Annotated in this window: 13 protein-coding genes and 1 pseudogene; 7 read left to right on the top strand and 7 right to left on the bottom strand. The window is 62.8% G+C overall.

The window, feature by feature from the left end:
* Positions 1-2: 2 nt before the first annotated feature.
* The 3 genes from nagA (at position 3) to K349_RS0105725 (ending at position 2420) form a co-directional block, all read left to right on the top strand.
* Positions 3-1166, top strand: coding sequence for an N-acetylglucosamine-6-phosphate deacetylase (gene nagA / locus K349_RS0105735; protein WP_026368879.1), 1164 nt, complete (start codon positions 3-5; stop codon positions 1164-1166).
* Positions 1138-1866 carry a glucosamine-6-phosphate deaminase gene (gene nagB / locus K349_RS0105730; RefSeq protein ID WP_026368878.1) on the top strand — a complete coding sequence of 243 codons (729 nt, stop codon included), beginning with the start codon at positions 1138-1140 and terminating at the stop codon, positions 1864-1866. The genes nagA and nagB overlap by 29 nt, the downstream gene beginning before the upstream one ends.
* 68 nt (positions 1867-1934) lie before the next feature.
* Positions 1935-2420, top strand: a complete 486-nt coding sequence (locus K349_RS0105725; protein WP_026368877.1) for a PTS sugar transporter subunit IIA — start codon at positions 1935-1937, stop codon at positions 2418-2420.
* A 16-nt stretch (positions 2421-2436) separates the two neighbouring features.
* Here K349_RS0105725 and K349_RS0105720 read toward each other — a convergent pair whose 3' ends face one another.
* Both K349_RS0105720 and K349_RS0105715 read right to left on the bottom strand, forming a co-directional pair.
* On the bottom strand, positions 2437-2601 hold the full coding sequence (locus K349_RS0105720) for an alpha/beta fold hydrolase (RefSeq protein WP_157367294.1): 165 nt from the start codon (positions 2599-2601) through the stop codon (positions 2437-2439).
* Positions 2602-2882: 281 nt separating this feature from the next.
* Positions 2883-3440, bottom strand: a complete 558-nt coding sequence (locus K349_RS0105715) for a DJ-1 family glyoxalase III (protein WP_026368875.1) — start codon at positions 3438-3440, stop codon at positions 2883-2885.
* A 381-nt stretch (positions 3441-3821) separates the two neighbouring features.
* Here K349_RS0105715 and K349_RS0105710 point away from each other — a divergent pair, with 381 nt between their 5' ends.
* Positions 3822-4247 (top strand): hypothetical protein, encoded by a 426-nt coding sequence (locus tag K349_RS0105710; protein ID WP_026368874.1) that lies wholly within the window; start codon positions 3822-3824, stop codon positions 4245-4247.
* 186 nt (positions 4248-4433) lie between these two features.
* Here K349_RS0105710 and K349_RS19070 read toward each other — a convergent pair.
* Positions 4434-4535: pseudogene (locus K349_RS19070) on the bottom strand (integrase core domain-containing protein); the annotation flags it as partial.
* Between the two features lies 1 nt (position 4536).
* On the opposite strand from K349_RS19070, the gene K349_RS0105700 reads away from it, so the two are divergent.
* A complete protein-coding gene (locus tag K349_RS0105700) occupies positions 4537-5103 on the top strand; it encodes an ATP-binding cassette domain-containing protein (protein ID WP_051464206.1) in 567 nt (188 codons plus the stop codon).
* Positions 5084-5860 carry an ABC transporter ATP-binding protein gene (locus K349_RS0105695; protein WP_026368872.1) on the top strand — a complete coding sequence of 259 codons (777 nt, stop codon included), beginning with the start codon at positions 5084-5086 and terminating at the stop codon, positions 5858-5860. The genes K349_RS0105700 and K349_RS0105695 overlap by 20 nt, the downstream gene beginning before the upstream one ends.
* A 79-nt stretch (positions 5861-5939) precedes the next feature.
* Here the strand turns inward: K349_RS0105695 and K349_RS0105690 are convergent, their stop codons facing one another.
* Genes K349_RS0105690 through K349_RS0105680 form a run of 3 tightly spaced genes read right to left on the bottom strand, consistent with a single transcriptional unit; the run spans position 5940 to position 15812 of the window.
* Positions 5940-9311, bottom strand: coding sequence for a Swt1 family HEPN domain-containing protein (locus K349_RS0105690; RefSeq protein WP_026368871.1), 3372 nt, complete (start codon positions 9309-9311; stop codon positions 5940-5942).
* Between the two features lie 3 nt (positions 9312-9314).
* Positions 9315-12227 (bottom strand): DUF1156 domain-containing protein, encoded by a 2913-nt coding sequence (locus tag K349_RS0105685; protein ID WP_026368870.1) that lies wholly within the window; start codon positions 12225-12227, stop codon positions 9315-9317.
* Between the two features lie 18 nt (positions 12228-12245).
* The gene (locus K349_RS0105680) at positions 12246-15812 is read right to left on the bottom strand and encodes a helicase-related protein (RefSeq protein ID WP_026368869.1); all 3567 of its coding nucleotides are present in this window, start codon (positions 15810-15812) and stop codon (positions 12246-12248) included.
* A gap of 398 nt (positions 15813-16210) precedes the next feature.
* Here K349_RS0105680 and K349_RS0105675 point away from each other — a divergent pair, with 398 nt between their 5' ends.
* Positions 16211-16447, top strand: a complete 237-nt coding sequence (locus K349_RS0105675; protein ID WP_026368868.1) for a helix-turn-helix transcriptional regulator — start codon at positions 16211-16213, stop codon at positions 16445-16447.
* Positions 16448-16686: 239 nt separating this feature from the next.
* On the opposite strand, the gene K349_RS0105670 is transcribed toward K349_RS0105675, so the two are convergent.
* Positions 16687-17670, bottom strand: coding sequence for an ornithine cyclodeaminase family protein (locus K349_RS0105670; RefSeq protein WP_026368867.1), 984 nt, complete (start codon positions 17668-17670; stop codon positions 16687-16689).
* Positions 17671-17870 lie beyond the last annotated feature (200 nt).

Genomic DNA, 17870 nt, shown 5'->3' with positions numbered 1-17870 from the left:
CCATGAAGGCCCTCAGAGGCGGCAAGATCCTTACGGGCAGAACCTGGTGCGAGGGAAAGGCACTTCTCTTCGATGAGCGCATCAGGGACATCGTGCCGGAAAGCGCTGTTCCCTCCGACGTGGAGAGCGTCACGGAGGCGGAGGGCGCCTGGGTCGCTCCGGGGTTTCTGGACATCCACGTCCACGGCGTCTGCGGCGCCGACACCATGGATGCCTCCTCCGCCTCGCTGGAACGCATCGCCGAAGCGCTCACCGCCCACGGCGTGACCGCCTTCTGCCCCACCACCATGACCATGGACGAGCCCCATATCGACGCGGCACTCCAGGCGGTGCACACCGCCATGACCACGCCGCCGCGGCGCGGCGCCCGGGTGCTCGGAGCGCACCTGGAGGGGCCCTTTCTCAGCCGCAGCCGCCTCGGGGCCCAGGACGGCACCTTCGTGCGGCGCCCCGATCCGGACTTCGTGCGGCGCTGGCAGCGGGCGCTGCGCCTCGTCACCTTCGCTCCCGAGGAGGACGAGGAGTGGCGTTTGCTTGATGCACTGCGGGAAGCGGCAATCGTTCCCTCCCTTGGGCACTCCTCCGCCACCTACGAACTGGCCATGGAGGCCTTCCGCCGCGGCGCCAAAAGCGCCACGCACCTCTTCAACGGCATGGTTCCCTTTCACCACCGCAGGCCCGGGCTGTCCGGGGCCGCCCTCGACGCGGATGTCACCTGCGAACTCATCGCCGACGGCGTCCACACCCACCCCGCAGTCTTCCGACTCGTTCTGGCCATGAAAGGAAAGGACCGTCTCGTGCTCGTCTCCGACGCCATGCGCGGCTCCTGCCTCGGCGAGGGGACATGGGACCTGGGAGGGCAGACCGTGACGGTCCGCGGCGAGGAGGCGACACTTTCCGACGGCACCATCGCGGGAAGTATCCTCACCCTTGACCGGGCGCTGCGGAACTTCGCCGCCGAGACGGGACTTCCCCTCTGGGAGGCGGTGCGGCTCGTCTCCGGAAACCCCGCCCGCCTTCTGGAAGAGAAAGACCGTGGGCGCATCGAGCCGGGCTGTCGGGCGGATTTCGTCCTCCTCGACGAATCCTGGCGGGTGCGGAAAACTTTCGTTGCAGGAGAGGAGGTCTTCGACGACCATGCGCGTCGTGACTGCACGGGATTATGACCAGATGAGCCGCAAAGCCTCCTACATCGTGGCGAGCCGGGTGATCCTGAACCCCCGGTGCGTGCTCGGCCTCGCCACGGGGGACACGCCGAAGGGACTCTACCGGGAACTGGTGCGGCTTCACCAGGCAGGAGACGTGGATTTCTCCGGCGTCACAACCTTCAACCTCGACGAGTACGTGGGGCTCGCCCCGGAACATCCCAACAGCTACCACAGATACATGGAGGAGCACTTCTTCCGGTTCGTCTCCATTCCCCCCGAACAGCGCCACATTCCGAGGGGGGACGCGCCGGACATCGCCGCCGAATGCGAGCGTTACGAAGAGGCCGTCCGAAGGGCCGGAGGAGTGGATTTGCAGATTCTCGGCCTCGGCAGGGACGGCCACATCGGCTTCAACGAGCCGGACGTGAAGTTTGAAAAGGGAACCCACGTGGTCCGGCTCGCGCCGAGCACCATCGAGGCGAACGCCCGCTTCTTCGCCTCCGCAGGGGAGGTTCCCCAAAGTGCCATCAGCATGGGCATCAAGACCATCATGAGCGCCCGGCGCCTTCTCCTCCTCGCCTCGGGGCCGGAAAAAGCCGAGGCCATCCGGGGCGCCGTCCTCGGGGCCGTGACGCCGGATCTTCCCGCGTCGGTGCTGCAGCTCCACCCGAACGCCACGGTCATCGTCGACGACGATGCCGCATCGCTGCTCTTCTGAGCGCGCACGCAAGAGACCGCGAACGGACGTAAACGGAAAGGGAGACGGGACAAACGGGAGGGCTCTGCATGTTCGGCTTCGGAAAAAAACGCGTTATCCTGCTGGCGCCCCTTTCGGGACGGGTGGTTCCCCTGGAGGAGGTGCCCGATCCGGTCTTCGCGGAACGCATGGCCGGAGACGGCGTCGCCGTCGAGCCCGATCCCACCGGTGGCGGCATGGTGGTGGCTCCCTGCGCGGGCGAACTCGTGGCGCTCTTCGCCACGGGACACGCCTTCGGCATCCGGACACCCGAGGGCGTCGAAGTGCTCGTTCACATCGGCGTCGAGACCGTGGCGCTTCGGGGGGAGGGTTTTGTCCGCCTCGCCACCGAGGGAGACCGGGTCGCGGCGGGCGATCCCATCGTCCGCTGTGATTTCGACGCAATCCGGACCCGGGCGCCCTCCGCGCTCTCTCCCGTCCTGGTGACGAACATGGCCTTGGTGGCGTCCTTTTCGGCCGCCTCGGGAACCGTGACGGCCGGAAAGGACGTGCTCCTCACCCTGGATCTCGCCTGACGCACCTTCTAACCGACTACCGGAGGTCCTTGAGGAACGCGTCGATGCGGGCGTTCACTTCGTCGGGGTTCTCGTGCATCACAAAATGGTACCCTTTCGCAACCTCCTCGTACCGGAGGTCCGCGAAGTAGTTTCTCAGGTTCGCCTCGAGCCCGGGCTCCGTTGAAAGTCCTTGCAACACACATTCTTCCTCCGCATCTTCCACGCAGGAGTCTTTCCTTGCATCACCCTCTCCGCTCCACGCGGAAAAAAACACCCGGCGGCCGGAACCGCCGGGGAATCTTCTTCCGCGACGACCGGGCGAGACGGAAAACACAAACGCGCCGAGTCCATCACGAACACACGACCCGGAGGACGCCTTCGCGACGGTCGCGCACGGCACGCCTCCACCGGACCATTTCCAGGGAAATCGAACCGTCTCCGGAACTCCCGGAAGAACAGGCCCCTCCCCGGCCCTTCATCTCACACCCGTTTCACCAGCATCGCCGCCGCCAGCTCGTCCGCCTTCGCCTCGCCCAAGAGAAACGCCACGAGGGCGAGGGCGAACTCCATGGCCGCACCCGGCGCCGCACCGGTCACGAGCTTCTCGCCCACGCAGACCCGTTCCTCCGTGCGGTTCGCCGGATCGAGCCGCTCCCGGAAGGTGGGATAGCAGGCGACCTTCTCGCTTCCGAGATAGCCCAGGGTGTGCAAAACCACCGCCGGAGCGGCGCAAATCGCCCCCAGGGGACGCCCCGCCTCGGTATGCCGCCGCAGCAGCGCCTGCAACGGCTTGGATGCCACCAGGTTCGCCGCACCGGGCATGCCGCCGGGAAGGACGATCATGTCGAAATCCCGATCTGAGCAGGCCGCAAGGGTCGTCTCCGCGGCGACCCGCACGCCGTGGGCTCCCCGAACCAGGTGGTCGTCCGCCGACGCCGTCACCACGTCGAGGCCGGCCCGGCGCAGCACGTCGATGACGGTGATCGCCTCGATCTCCTCGAATCCCTCCGCGAGAGGAACAAGAACCACTTTGCTCATCTTCACCGCCTCCTCGTCACGAGTGTTTTCGAGGAAAAGCATACTTCCAACCGCGATGGCCGTCAAAACGGCATCGCGAGAGGCGCATTGCAGGGACCCGCCGTTTCCCGTCACGGCGTACACCACAATGAGGCAGGCACCTGTGGAGTACGCCGAACGCACGTTCTCCAACCGATTTTTCCGCATGCTCCGGAGCTGCCGCAAAAAATGCAGGGTCGAAGCATGAGGAGCGCCCTTGACAAAGCCGCAAAGGCACACTATTAGTTAGATCCACTAAACTAAACCGTTCTCGTGAAAACTCTCGTGGATCATCTTGGTCAAAAGTCTTTTGGATGATTTTTTTCATATTTTTGTAAAATTTTTGCACGAAAAGAGGTTCTCATGAAAAACCTTCTGATGATCGAAAGCTGGTGCTTCGCCTCGGGAATGCTGTTCCCCAGGAAAATACGAGAGATGGGACACGGCTTTGTCCTCGTGACCCGAAATCCGGAGTTCTACCACAGATACACCCCCTCGGGGGAACGGCATCCCGTGGTGGCATTGGCGGACGACGTGGTCGTCTGCGACACAAACAACCTTTCCGCGCTGACGGATGCGTGCCGGGAGATCTGCAGCGGGTCCCGCCCGGACGGAAAATTCAAGGGGCAGAAGCGGTTCGAAGGGGCGCTGGTGGAAGAATTTCTTCAGGGGGGAGAAGTTCAGCGCGATTATGCTCTAAAGAGTGTGCAAAAAGTGCTTGCGGAGGGGGATTCAAAAAAAGAAGGTCATGGTGTAGGTTGTCTGCAGCGCACAAGCAACCCGAGCTGACCAGCCCCCAAATTGAGTACCACGAGGAAAGTTAGTATCGACAGCTCCCGGAAAATCAGCTCTACGTCACGACGATACTCTCTGGGCGAGCACTTCGGTGACAAGGGGCTCCCCTTCCGAGAGATCTTTTCGCACTTTGTCGTTCATGCCATCAACTCCTTGCCGATAGATTTCGAGGAATTCACAGGGTGTTTTGTACTCGAGGCTTTGGTGAGGTCGCGCCTCGTTGTAGTAAACGCGCCAGCTTTCGATGATCACCTGTGCTTCCAGCAGTGATGCGAAGATCTCCATGATTCTCCAGAATCCCATGACATCCTTCGACCCAATGGTCACCGTGGAGGGGCACATCGCCGAGACGCTCCGGGCACACGGAAGAACGAGCCGCAAAGATGCGGTGAAGACGGGAATCGCCATGCTGGAACAGATGCGGATCGGCAACGCCGCGAGCGTGCTCGGATGCTATCCCCACCAACTGAGCGGCGGCATGCTGCAGCGCGTCATGATCGGGCTCGCCCTCCTGTTCGGGCCGAAGCTGCTCATCGCGGACGAACCGACCACGGCGCTCGACTCCGTCACCCGCTTCGAAATGATGAAGGAAATCCGCCGCGTGAGACGGGAGTGTGCCTGTGCCATGCTCTTCGTCTCCCACGATCTGGGGGTCCTCTCTTCGGTGGCGGACACGGTCCTGGTGATGCACCGCGGGGAGATCGTGGAGAAGGGAGACCTCCGGAAGGTGTTCCTGTCGCCGAAGAACGAGCATGCCAGGTATCTCATGGAAACCCGCTCGTCCCTGGTGCGGCGCTTCCGCCGCGCCGTGGGCTCCGTGGAGACCGCCGATGCTGCTGCAAGCTTCTGACATTCACGTGAGCTTTCCGGAAGCGAGCCCCTTTTTCCTTCGGAGGAGGCGCAGGCCCGTCCTGAAGGGCGTCTCCCTCTTCCTGAGAGAGGGACAGTGCCTCGGCATCGTCGGGGAATCGGGATGCGGCAAGAGCACCCTCGGGCGGGTTCTGATCGGGCTGCTCCGGCCGGAGAGGGGGCGTGTTCTCGTGTGCGGCGAGGATCTCTACGACCGACGCGGGACGAAGGCCCGCCGGTGCGGCAGCGTGGTCTTTCAGGACTATACGTCCTCGGTGAACCCGCGGTTCCGCATCGAAGCCGTCATGAACGAGCCTCTCCGCACTCTCGAAGGACTCGACAAGCGGGAACTCCGGGAGCGGGCCGCCGAGCTTCTCGAAAGGGTCGGGCTCGGCGGCGGGTTTCTCGAACGCTATCCGCACCAGTTGAGCGGCGGCCAGCTCCAGCGGGTCTGCATCGCCCGCGCCCTCGCCGGAGCCCCCCGTTTTCTGCTTCTGGACGAGGCCGTAAGCTCGCTGGACGTCTCCGTCCAGGTGCAGATCATGGACCTGCTCGCCGAGTTGAAGGAAACACACGGCCTCTCCTACCTCTTCATCACCCACGATCTCGAGGCGGTGACGTACCTCTGCGACTCCGTGCTCTTCATGCACGACGGCGTCTTCGTGGAGGAAACGGGCGACGTAAGCCGCATCGGCGACGTGACGCACCCCTTCGCACGGCAACTCCTCTCCGCCGTGGCGGGATTCGACATGGCGTGAGGTTTCCCCTCTCGAAGTGACGCGCCGCACCGGAGTCTTCCGGCGCGGCACTTTCTCCTGTCGGGAGTATCTTCCACCGCTACTCGCTCTCGAAACCGTGGGAGGTGAATTTCAGGGTTCTGCCGTTTTCCGTCACGGCGCGCACCACGTGGTCGGGGGCGCCCTCGGGAATGAATGCCTCGATTTCCAGCGTCACGTTGACTTTCGCATCCACCAGTCCCGCCAGGTGCGCCACGACCTCCTGCGCGATCAGGCTTGCATCCAGACCGACCCTCATGGCATCGAGCTTCACCGTGCCATGGAATCTTCGGGGCTTCTTCGTCCGTTCGAGAGGCGAAGCGACGACATTCTTTTCTCCACTCTTTCCACTTACTCCATTCCCGAGGCTTTCTCCGGCGCGCTCCTCCGCCCGCCCCTCAGCCCCTCCGTCTTTCTCCTCCCAGGAAACGCTTCGGGGACGGCTTTCCGCTTCCCGCTGCTTTTCCGCCACCTCGGGCTTCACGATAAGACCGCGGGGTTCGCCCGAGAGAGCAAGGGATTCTCCCGCCTTCAGGCCCGGATAACGTCCCGATGATTCGTCGTACCCCTCGGCGAAAGCGAAGGAATCGTTCCTCCAGGAAAGAAGACCGACACCATCCGCAACCGCCGCCACGAGAACCTCGGGACCGGCGAGGCGGGGCAGATAGAGATAGCTTGCAAAATCTTCCACGAGCTGCTTCACCGAAACCGAATCACCACGCCAGAGAGGAATCCGGTCCACGCACTGCCGAAGAACAGTCGAGCCGATGGAGAACAACAGCAGTTCCTCGCTGCGGAGCCTTCTGCACGCCCGAACGGCAAGGCCCTCGCCGTTCGACAGACGAAGCGCCTTCCAGGCAAGGGGAGGCTGGGGCGTCTCCTGTTCGGGAACGAGCAGCCATTGATAGGTCTCGGGTAGCCGTGCGACAACCTCGTCGTTCGCGGAACGTTTTCGCTCCTCCGCCTGGCGGACCTGATGCGGGTCGAGGTTGAGGCTTTCCTTTTCCGCAAGGATCGACCTCCAGGCAAGATACTTCCGGAGCGCCTCGTCGAGATCCTGGAGCCGTACCTTGTCCGCAGCGAGGAAGACGAGCGTGTTCCGATAGAGACGCGGGCCACTTCCCCGGGATTCGAGGATGGCTTTTGCCGCCGCCTCGGCGGAGCTCGTCTCTTCCTTTCCCCTGCTGTACGGATATTCCGCGGACAGGACCACCAACTTCGTCACATGATCGTCGGGAACATCCGCCCCCGCTCTCGGCAAGACATGAATCCTCGGAAAATCTCCCCGCTGCCGGAGATCCGCACGAAGCCGCTCGTCGAGTTCCTGCGCCACCTTGTCGGAATCACGCCGCAACTGTTCGGCCCGGTCTTCCACCAGCTTGGTCACCGTCGGCTGAGTGGAGTACCAGAACCGGGCACCATCCTGAAAAAGATAGGTCGCCGACGCAGCGAGCCGGCGCAGCGCGTCGCCGAAGAGCGCCGGCGTTTCTCCCGGCATCACGCAGCCGAGTTTCACACGCCGATCCTCAAGTCCCCGGTGAGCCGCCGCCGCAGTGGGCGCGGAGCCGAGATAGATCGTGCGGGCCACGCGTCGGGCAGCGGAAAGTTTACCGAAGTTGGGGTTTTCTCCGTCAAGTCTCAACGGAAGAGAGTTCTGCCCGTCCACGTCCTTTTCGATGATGGGGACCCAGTTGTCCGAAAGGTAACGGGTCAGCTCGAACTGCACCCGGGAATCGTCTATGGGAATCATGGAGGGCAGAATGAGAGGACTTCGGTCTCCCTTCTCCCACAAGCTGTGAATCACCGCCGCCATGAGGCGCAGCACACCCCGGGTACGCTGAAATTTCACAAGGGTGGACCAATCCGTGTAGAGCCTGTCGAAAACCTCCGGGTGAATGGGATAGGCCGCACGAATCCGTTCCTCGTAGTCCGCCTCGCGACATTCCGGGGGAAACTCCGAACTCTGCGCACGATACGCTTCCGAAAAGGCTCTGGCGGTCACATCCCTGTACTTGAAGGACTTCGTCCCGGCGAGGGGCTCGAAAAGCCGGCGCCGAACGATCTCAAACCCCTCCTCGGCCGTGGCGGGGCGCCACGAGGACTCCAGGCGTCCCACCACGTTCCGAAGGCGATCCAGAGCCTCCCGCCCACGAATGCCCCCCACTTCCACATCGTCGGCGTTCGTATGGGGAGATCCCGCCGCATCCGACGCGGGCAGGGAAATGACGAGAAGGCAGTTCCCCGCGAGACGGGCCGATTCGGTGAGAGCCTGGGCGAAACTGAACTGGGTCTCGAAACTCCCCGCGGGGAGATCGCTCTGGTCGTGAAGCTGCCGTGCGTAGGCCACCCATTCGTCCACCAGGACAAGACAGGGGCCGTATTCCCGAAACAGCTCCCGGAGCACGTCGCCTGGGTTCGTTCCCCGTTCGTCGTCGGCCTGCACCCGGGCATAGGCCTCCGCTCCGCCGAGCTGCCACGCAAGTTCCCCCCAGAGGGTGCGTACCGTCGTCACTCCGTCGGACTTCGTGACGGGGTTGCCCGGAGAGATCTTGTTGCCCACGAGAACCACGCGTCGGGCCGATGGAAGCGCCTTTTCACCAGCCTCGGCGAGGACCTCCTCCACACCCGCAAGCTCTCCCGGGGATGTACCGGAAAAAAGGTGGTACAGGGCGAGCATGGAGTGCGTCTTGCCGCCGCCGAAGTTCGTCTGGAGCTGCACCACCGGATCTCCGCCGCAACCCCGGAGACGCTGCACGGCGCCGACGAGGAGGCGTTTCAGGCTTTCCGTGAGAAAAGTTCGACGGAAGAATTCCCGGGGATCCCGGTATTCGGGCGTACCCTCGCCGAGGTGAACCTGCCACAGGTCCGCGGCGAACTCCGCCTGCTGGTAGCGGCCGCTCGCCACATCCGCATGGGGGGCGATCACTTCCCGCCACGGCTTCAGCGCCCCCGACGCGGCTTCCACGAGGGAACCCCCGATCCTGCGTTTCTCGCCCCGGACCTGTTCGTCGAAGATGAGGCGTCGCAATTCCATCTTCATTCTCCCAACGTCGTCGGCCTCCTTCGCCGACACCGCCGCAAGCAGCCGGGCCGCCGAATCGAGAACCCGGTCCGTATCGTCGCCCGTGAAGGTCTCCTGGTGCGCCCACTTGTTGCGCCACTCCCGCAGTTCACTCACGAGAGAACGCTCGGAAAAACCGAGGACCTGGCGAAACACCTCGTTCCACGCATCCCACATGAGTTTCAGAAGCAACGACACATCCCACTCGACAAGGGGCCTCTGGGCCATGCGGTCCTCCACGAAGAGCGACTGTGCCTTCGCCGACGGATCCACTCCGTACTGATTGCGGAACTCCCGCTCGACAAAGGGGGCAAGTCCCTGCCGCAACAGCTCCATCGCTCTTTCGACACGCTCCCGGTTCGTCATGGCCATGGTTTATTCCTCACTTTCAAACGAAAGTTGCTCCCTCGGGCGTACCGCGCCGCCCCGGGCGAGACGAACGATCTCGGGCCAGCTCTGCACCAGCCCGTTGTACGACAAGCCCTCTCCGGTCCGTTTTTTCCTCTCGCACAGCGCGTACAGCCGATAGGCCAGGTCGCGGGCCGTCTCGGCCCGCCCCCTCATCTTCGCAACCAGCTCCGCAGCGGAAGTTTCTCCGGCGCTTTCGAGGACCCGGATGAGATGGTGCACCATCTCCCAGGCCGTGAGGCGGGAGTCCTTCGCCGGATCCCACTCCCGGAACAGCTCCCCCGGAGGCAGAAGGCGCACCCGCCCCCGCCTGGATTCGAGGATTCCCGCCTCCGCCAGTCCCTCCACGGAGACGTTCTTCGCCTTGGAGAGCGTCTCCGCCGTGCCGAACTCCTCCTCGTCGAAACCATGCTGCTCGAACCACGCCAACGCCCACCGGGTTTCGGCGTCAAAATCCCCCTCCTGCTCCACCAGCATCTCGTCCAGAACCTTATTGATGAGCGCCAGGGCATCTCCCACCGAGAGCGGTTTTCCCTGGGCGTCCAGCACTGCGGCGGAACGGGTGAACACCGCCATGCCCGGACCGATGGCCGCCTGGGCAAGGTCCACGGGAGCGATGTTTCCCGACTGGAGCAGGCGCAGCGCCGGAGCAAGCTCGTCCTTCAACGCGGCCAGAAAGTCGCGCCGTGTCGTCACCGGCGCGTCGGCAGGGCGCCTGCGGCAGACAAGGACAATGCTGGAGGCAAGGGCGTTGGTCCCTCTGCCCAACATACGGTTACCGAGTTCCGTACGCATCGGCCACGTTCCCGTGACGGCAAATCCGGCCCGGATCACCGCGGCGAGAAAGGTCTCCCATCCGGTGCTCACGGTGCCGCCCTCATCGGTCTCCGACTGCTTGAAGGCGTAGTAGACGGTCACGGGAAAGGCGGGATGCCCCTGTTCGGCCAGCTGCTCCATGGCCCTCGTCATACCCCCGAGAAAGAACGATTCGGCGTTCTCCCTGCTGCCGTGACGATAGGGCGAGGCGATCAGCTCCTCGTCCTTGGGCGTGCTCATGGTGGCGAAGAGATCCGGAAAAACCGGCTGAAGCGAGCGCCGGAGCCAGACATAGAAGAAATCCGAGAGATCGGCATAGCCGATGTTGTCGTAGTAGGGGGGGTCGGTAGAGACGATCTTGCCATAACTCAGCACCTGAGCTTGAGCGTCGCATTGTCGGGAAAAACCCGCCGCTCCGTCCATCAGCTCGGACAGGGTCTTCCCTATCCACTCGATTCCGCTCGACATGTTCGCCGTTGATCCGGAAAAAATGTTTGCCTCCGCAAAATCCCATATCATTGGTATTGCCTGTCTAGCGAATGTATTACGAATCAGCTCTTTGCTCGAATGCCACGAACAAATTGTTGACCAGTAATCCGCCGCCTTATCGACGGCAAATGCCAAATACGTTCCTACCGCTTCGGCGTAGGCGAGAGGGCCGGAGCCGCCATCCCGCAGGTGGCCGTCCGCACCCTCCGCATCAGCGGAGGCGTCGCGCAAACCGGCTGCCGCCGCATCGTGCCGGACACACTCCATCGCTTCTCCCACAAGGTCGGAGAAAGTGGTCAGAGCCACGAGCTGGCGGGGAGTAAAGAGACTGCCATATGTCGTTAAACCATACTGTACGGTCGAAAAATGCCTCGGGTCATCGGGGAGAGACGTTTCAGGAACCCATTCCGGCATTGTTAGACTGCGAATAACATTTCCCTGTTCCGCAGTCGGGGAAAGATACACCCGCCCCCGATCCCCCTCCGCGACGATCGCCATGAGCCGGGCTCCCATCCGTCCGGCTTTCCCCTCCGCCCTGATATAGTCGCCGACAATCGGCGTCCCCGACAGAAGGCAGCGGAAATGCGCCCCGCGGGAGAGCTTGGTACCGCTCTTCGCCGCTTCCGGGTCGCCTGGCTTGCCGATCTTCACGACAAACCGGTATCCGCCGTTTCCGACGACGGGCTCCACATAGGCCTCCCTGCCAGGCTTGGTGGAGAGCATGAAGGAGGAGACCAGCGGCACGTCCACGGAGGCGAAGGCGGGGTTGGGGCTCTTGACGGTCCGCGCCCAGAGCCAGGCGATGACGGTGAGCTGCGCGCCTTTGTAGGGCTCCAGGTCGGGGCGCTCCGCCACCATCTCCGGGGTAATCCCGACCTTGGGATACAGGTGGCCGATACGCCGCTCCGCCTCGTCGCGCATCCATCTGCCGTAATGACGCACGTCCTCGGCGAGACCGCACGCTCCCTTCCACTCCGTTCCAAAGAGCCTGTTGTCCTTTCGCGCCTCGGGGTTCACGGGAGGTCTTCCGGCGAAGCGGGGCGGTATTTCGATCATGGCCTTGTTGATGAGCACCGCCACGGGGTTGAGATCCGAGGCATAGCTCTCGAGCCCCAGTCGCTGTGCCTCCAGGGGCAGAGCACCCCCTCCGGCGAAGGGATCGTGAAACGCAGGGAGTCTCTCCGGGTCGAACAGCTCGGTGGCGCGGGGATGATTCCGGTTTTCCGCACAGGTCCGCCGCCAGGATGCGCGTATCTCCTCCCTCGCCTTTTCGAGGACCTCCTCGTCGGTGCTGCTTTCCCAGAGCACCAGCTCCTCCAGAATCCTGAAAAGCCTTTGGCGCTCCCGGTCCTGCTCTTCCTTCGTGGGGAAAAGACCGGGATGCGCGGAAGGGTCGTCCACCATCTGGGCGAAGAGCACCGCCCGGGCGGCGGCGAGAGGTCGCCGGGCCCACCAGAGATGCAGCGTGCTCGGATGACCGTGGCGGATGGATTTTTCGCGGGCGGCGGCAACGTTGATCGCATCCAGGGGAAGAGCGACCTCGATGAGTTTTTTCTTCTCCGTGTTCTCCGTCATGCTGTGCGGATCAGCTCCTCAGCGGGGATCTTCGGATCGGGCAAGCAAGTCCCCGAAATCGTAGTTGACGCTGGTGACGGCAAAGTCCGGCTCCTGTCGGAAGGGAGTCCGCACGTAGCGAAGGCGGTGTCCGCCCTCTCCGTCAAATTCCACAAGGGCCAGAATGTAGTCGTCGGGCTTGTTGAGCGAGCAGAGAATTTCGTTCCTCGTGACGGTGATGGTCCTCGCACCGGCAATGCGTCCCTTGACCTCGAGAAAACGGAGTTTTCCCGAGGGGGCGCGGCTCTCGATATCATAACCGAGATGATCGAATTCCCGATCGACAGGTTCGTACCCCAGGGAACGTTCCATCTCCATCACGACGGCGCGGGCACGGGCCGCCGCTGCCTGGGTATCCGCCGGAGAGGCGGCCGTCAGAGGGACATGCCCTCTCATCGTCTCGATCAAACCCCGGGGAACGACGAGAAGACCGCCGAAAATCGCGGGAGGCAGGGCGGATATCTGGGCCTCTCTGTCCAGTTCCGCCATGCGCCGTTCGAGGCGGGAACGAAGATCCTCCGCCCGGCGTCTGGCTTCGGCGGAATTGAGCTGGGCTCCGGCCCTCCCCGCCTGTTCCTGAAGGCGCAACTCCTCCGCACGATGGTCCCAGTAATGCGCCTCCTTTGTGAGGCGGTCCTTTACGGCAGCCCTTGTTTTCGCGATCCAGGCAAGACGGTTCTTCCGCACTTCCTGTATGTGCTCGGGCACCACCGTGGCGATGGCATGATTCTGGGCCTTCTGTTCGAGACCGCGGACGATCCAGCCGCACTCGGGCCGAGCGAGCAGTTCCGCCACAGAGGGTTCGTCATCCCCGAGAGGCCGGTAGTCGAGGTAGGGAGCGTAATGCAGGTGCCTTGTCCGTCCTTCCCCGTCCAGCTCCACGTAGAGCATACGCCGGGAGATGGTCCGCCGCTCGCCCGAGGCCAGGAGAGCGGCATCCTGAACGGCGTGCTCCAGAAAAAAGAGCACTCTCGGGGTCTTTCCGCAGTCCTCTTCATCCACGAGAATCGTGCCGCGCTTGAGCAGGTCCCGGTTGCGCTCCAAAGCGAGATCGAGCACCGCGTCGAGCAACGGATGACCGGGACAGACAAAGGCGGCCTGGACCTTCCCCGGCGGTGCGACGAGGTTTTTCTCGAAGGTGATCCGCTCGTACCGGGAGAGCACCGGCTCTCCCGAGCCGATCTGCCGGTCCCGGTTGCGCACGGGGGCGGGAACGTGGGTGATCTCGTATCGGTGTGGTTCCCGTTGGCGGACAGTGCCGCCGAGCCTTCGGAACGCCTCCAGGAAAAAGGATTCGATGTAGTGGGGCTGAAGACGGCGCGCTTCCGCGCGCTCCATGTCCTCACGAACACGAGCGACGCGACCGGGGTCCATGACATCCCTGGCCACGGCATGTTCTTCCAGCAGATTTTCGAGGCGGGAGCGATCGACACCGTCTGCAACGGCTCTGGTGAGCCTGGCGCGGACCTCGGGCTGATCTCCGTAGAGAACGGCCTCAAGGAGCAGCTCCCGAAGGGGCCTCCCCTCGAACTGGAGCTTGCCGAGCACGTCGAAGACCTTGCCGCCGAGAGCGTTGCGGGCTTCCTCCAGCTTCTCCAGAAGGGTCTGGTAGACATCTCCCTCTCTGGTCTCCTTGGCTACGAGATTCCAGAGATGGCAGACCTCGGTCTGGCCGATACGGTGAATGCGACCGAAACGCTGTTCGAGGCGGTTGGGGTTCCACGGGAGGTCATAGTTCACCATGAGGTGGGCACGCTGAAGGTTGATTCCCTCTCCCGCGGCATCGGTGGCGAGGAGAACCCGAACCTCGGGATCGTAAAGAAAGCGCTCCTGTGCCTTTCTGCGTTCCTCTCTGCCCATGCCGCCGTGAATGACCGCCACGGCCTCCGGTCTGCCGAGCAGGGAACCGATCTTCCGCTCGAGATAGGCAAGGGTGTCCCGGTGTTCCGTGAAGAGGACAAGTTTCTGCCTGGGAGAGGGTTTCGGTTTCGACACGGAAGCGGCGGGCGAGGCGACCCTCCATCCTGCGGAGGCTCCCGCCATGGCGGCGGGAGTAAAAAGCTCGCAGAGCAGGTTGGCGAGCTCACGCCATTTCGTGTCCGTTTCGGAACGACGTACCTGGCCCGCAAGTTCCTCGAGACGCTTCAGGGTTTCGATCTCATGCCGCAGTTCCGCCAGCGTCTCCGCGGCGGTGGCCTGATCGCAGACTTCTTTCTCTGCGTTCTCCACCTCGTTTTCGGGAGCGTCCTCCAGGTCCTCCACGTCGTCAGGCCCGAGCAGCGGACCGGTATGAACGGAAAGCACGGTCCCCCTCTGGAGCAGTTCGAGCTCGCGAAGCTGTCTTTCCAACCGTTCCCGGCGGCGGCGGAGGGACTGATAAATGGCCTCGGGAGACGAGGCGAGTCTTCTCTGCAGGATGGTCAGAGCGAAACCGACCGTCCCTGCTCGCTTGTCGTCGGCCAGTTTCTTGGCCCGATTGAATTCCTGACGGACGTATTCGGTCACTTCCCTGTAGAGCCGCGCCTCGGCATCGGAGAGCAGATAGGGAACGGTATAGGCAACGCGTTCCGGAAAGAGAGGTGTGGCGTCCATCTTGAGAAGGTTCTCCTTCACCATGCGGCGCATGAGGTCCGAGACATCCACCTGATGCACGCCGTCGCGGAAACGTCCCTCGAACCGGTCACCGTCGAGGAGAGCGAGGAAGAGTTGAAAATCTTCCTCTTTACCGTTGTGTGGCGTCGCGGTCATGAGCAGAAAATGCCGTGTGATCCGTGAAAGAAGCTGGCCGAGGCGGTAGCGTTTCGTGTATTTGACCTCACCGCCGAAAAAGGTGGCGGAGAGTTTATGGGCCTCGTCGCAGACGATCAGATCGTAGCGACACTCCGACGCGGCGAGTTTCACCTGCACGTCCTCGTTGCGGGAAAGTTTGTCGAGACGCGCAATGGCAAGATCGTTTTCAAGGAACCAGTTTCCTGTGCGAGCCGCCTGGAGTTTGTCGTTGGTGAGAATCTCGAAGGGAAGATGAAACCTGTGGTACAGCTCGTCCTGCCATTGTTCGACAAGGCTGCCGGGGCAGACGATGAGACATCTCCGGAGATCACCCCGGGCAATGAGCTCTTTGATGAGAAGCCCCGCCATGATGGTCTTGCCCGCTCCGGGGTCGTCGGCGAGGAGAAAGCGCAGTGGAATCCGGGGAAGCATGGCCTCGTAGACCGCCGTTATCTGATGGGGAAAAGGGTCCACGGAGGAAGTGTGCACGGCGAGAACGGGATCGAAGAGATAGGCCAGGCGGATGCGGTAGGCCTCCGAAACGAGGCGGAAGAGCGCGCCATCTCCGTCGAAGCTCCAGGGACGACCGGATCCCGTCGTTTCAAGACGTGCCTCATCGTACCGGTACAGGATTTCCTCCGCCACTCGACCTTCCGGATTACGGTAGATCAGCGTGAGCGCCTCGGAACCGTGCCACTCGACATTGACGACAACCACAGAGGCATCGGGAAGAATACCTCTCACGACGGAATCCGGTTGCAGCTCTTCCAGCCTCAAGGGTGTCATCCTCCTTGTCCCGAAATCGAAAAAGGCCTTCCCTCAAGAATACGCCACTCCGTTTTTTTCAACGTTCCGCTTTCCGATGACTTCCGCCGCACTTAGCTCGCGGGCAAGGAGAACAAGCAGACTGCGCGCCGCTAAAACAATGAAAACACATTTCGAAGCTTTTACGAATTTTCAAAAAAATTTTTAATCCATTTGCGTAGTTTTCTTTGCTGTTCAGAGAAATTATCCCACACCTTGGGCACTATGCAAACGCCTCCGACGTGAAACAATACGGGCGTCTTCTGGCTACGATCGAATCCTGACCGCCGGGAATTCTAGCTGCTTACGCTCGGGCCGTCGAATTGGTTGTGGAGTTCGGCCCTGACCTGGGAATGCCGTATTCACGGGCGATGAAGGACGGTCTGCTGGAGGAAGAACAGGCACTCGCACGGGAGCTTCTGACGGCGCGAAAGCGCGCCGGACTCGCACAGGAACAGGTCGCCGCAGCGATGGGGACCACGAAAAGCGCCGTCTCGCGCCTCAAAGCCAACAACGACCACGCTCCTTCACTGCGAACACTCAGGAGTTACGCCCGAGCCGTAGGCTGCGCCGTCGAAATTCGCTTTGTGGCGAAATCCGGCAGGTAACGCGCCGGCATCGATTTTTTCGCTTCCGCATGCGTCGCGACCGCGACATTCCGGGGAACGCACCTCTCTTTCGCAGGAAAAAACGGGCGTTCCCCGTGAAGCGTGCGACACCGCAACACGAAAACAAAAACGGAAACGCAAAACGACAACGCAACACGAAAACCCAAAACAAAACATTCCCGGAAGTCCCGCGAGAACGCGCACGGGACATTCCGGGAACGTCGTGTGTCCGGTCGGGGCTACAGCTCCAGCTCGATGCCTTTTCCGGCTTCGATGGCCTTGCGCCAGACCAGGTGGCCGGTCATCACGTCGTGGCTGGCGATGCCCATGAGCACCGCGGCGCGGCGGCCCTCACGCACGGGGGGCTTTGTGCCGGCGCAGATGTCGCCCATGTCGGCGTAGAGGTCCGCCTCCTGGGGATAGCCCTTCTGGAAATAGACGCCGTGCTCCTGGGTCCAGAGATACTGGTGGCGGTCGTCGCAGACGAAGATGCGGGCGTCCTTCATGACCGGCGCCTCGAAGGCGGCGTCGTAGTCCACGGAGATGCAGAGCACGTCCTTCTTGAGCCAGTCCACAGGGATGAACCGCTGCGGGTCCGCGACGATGGGCGTGCAGGTGACCACGATGTCCGCGTCCCGAACACAGCTTCTCACGTCCGAAGCGGCGACGAACTCCACGTCGGGCGCGCCGGGGGACATGTCCGCCACGAAGCGCTTCGTCTGTTCGGGAAAGGCGTCGTACACCTGGGCGCGGGAGATGGAGGGGAGCACGTCCTTGATGGCGGCGAAGTTGGTCCGCCCCTGAACACCCAGCCCGACGACGGCGAGAGTGCGCGCCTCGGGCGAGGCGAGATGGCGGGCGCAGACGGCACTCGCCGACCCGGTGCGCCAGGCGGTGATCCAGCTCGCGTCAAGAATGGCCTTGAGAAAGCCCGTCTCGCTGTCGTTGAGGCACCAGATGCCCGTGATGTAGGGCAATCCCTTGGCCTGGTTCGGCGGATACCCTGCGACCCACTTCATTCCCGCCAGGTCCACGTCGCCCCCCACATAGGCGGGCATGGCGTGAAGAAAGCAGTCCTTCCTGGTGTGGATGCCGATCTTCGCCGGCATCTCCACCTTTCCCTCCCCTTTAAGACGGAACCCCAACTCCACCACCTCGGTGACGTCGCGCACGGAAATGCCCAGATCCTCCACATCCTTGCGGGAAAGCCACAGCACTTTCACGTCCGTTCCTCCCTTCTTCGTGTCGAAGCCTCGTCACTTCGCGCTCCGGATTCCCGCCGGGGCAGGGTCCGGAAGTCAAACTCCGCGTGGGGCGTTTCCGGAAGCCATCGTCGCAGAAACGCCCCGAAAAGAAAAGGTGCCCTTCCCGAAAGAAACCGGCACGGAAAAAGGAGAAGCTGCGCGGACGGGTCCAGGCCGCC

Source organism: Aminiphilus circumscriptus DSM 16581, from assembly GCF_000526375.1.
Classification (GTDB): Bacteria; Synergistota; Synergistia; order Synergistales; family Aminiphilaceae; genus Aminiphilus; species Aminiphilus circumscriptus.
Note: the sequence above shows the minus strand (reverse complement) of the source record. Positions and strands in the feature narration are given on the sequence as shown.

Bases quoted from the DNA above. Each gene is read 5' to 3' on its own strand.
- nagA (WP_026368879.1), top strand. From the start codon at position 3: ATGAAGGCCCTCAGAGGCGGCAAGATCCTTACGGGCAGAACCTGGTGC.
- nagB (WP_026368878.1), top strand. From the start codon at position 1,138: ATGCGCGTCGTGACTGCACGGGATTATGACCAGATGAGCCGCAAAGCC.
- K349_RS0105725 (WP_026368877.1), top strand. From the start codon at position 1,935: ATGTTCGGCTTCGGAAAAAAACGCGTTATCCTGCTGGCGCCCCTTTCG.
- K349_RS0105715 (WP_026368875.1), bottom strand. From the start codon at position 3,440: ATGAGCAAAGTGGTTCTTGTTCCTCTCGCGGAGGGATTCGAGGAGATC.
- K349_RS0105710 (WP_026368874.1), top strand. From the start codon at position 3,822: ATGAAAAACCTTCTGATGATCGAAAGCTGGTGCTTCGCCTCGGGAATG.
- K349_RS0105700 (WP_051464206.1), top strand. From the start codon at position 4,537: ATGATTCTCCAGAATCCCATGACATCCTTCGACCCAATGGTCACCGTG.
- K349_RS0105695 (WP_026368872.1), top strand. From the start codon at position 5,084: ATGCTGCTGCAAGCTTCTGACATTCACGTGAGCTTTCCGGAAGCGAGC.
- K349_RS0105690 (WP_026368871.1), bottom strand. From the start codon at position 9,311: ATGGCCATGACGAACCGGGAGCGTGTCGAAAGAGCGATGGAGCTGTTG.
- K349_RS0105685 (WP_026368870.1), bottom strand. From the start codon at position 12,227: ATGACGGAGAACACGGAGAAGAAAAAACTCATCGAGGTCGCTCTTCCC.
- K349_RS0105675 (WP_026368868.1), top strand. From the start codon at position 16,211: ATGAAGGACGGTCTGCTGGAGGAAGAACAGGCACTCGCACGGGAGCTT.